Origin of the sequence: Streptomyces sp. DH12, assembly GCF_020873895.1 — a bacterium.
GTDB lineage: Bacteria > Actinomycetota > Actinomycetes > Streptomycetales > Streptomycetaceae > Streptomyces.
The window spans coordinates 1-402 of record NZ_JAHWGT010001523.1; the positions used below are offsets into that span (position 1 = coordinate 1).

The 402-nt window shown below is 66.7% G+C and carries 1 protein-coding gene; it reads right to left on the minus strand.

Translation table 11 applies throughout. The annotated features are described in order from the left end of the window. The coding region (locus LPA54_RS40885) for a DUF445 family protein (protein ID WP_228985475.1) at positions 1 to 293 on the minus strand (293 nt) is incomplete at its 3' end. Between the last annotated feature and the right edge of the window lie 109 nt (positions 294 to 402).

The window sequence follows — 402 nt, forward strand, 5'->3', positions numbered from 1 at the left end:
TTCTTCCTGGGGATCAGCGCGGTGTGCGGGATCGGGATGCCCATGGGGTGGCGGAAGATGGCGGTAACCGCGAACCAGTCCGCGAGGCCGCCGACCATGCCAGCCTCGGCGCCCGCGCGCACATAGCCCACCCACGTCGGGGCGTCGGGGTTGTGGTGCTGCCACCAGGAGCACGCGAAGAAGATGACTGCGGCGAGGATGAGCAGGCCGGTGACGCCCCACTGGTACTTACGCAGGGTGCGGCGGCGCTCGGCGACGTCGGCTGGGTTGGGGCATGGGACGGCGATGGTCATTGGTACTCCTTGGTCGAACCTAGAGACTAACCCTGTTATGTCCCTAGAGACTAACGAAGCCCCCGCGCCACGAGGGCTGCGGGGGCGTCCGGTGCACAGAAACTAGTTG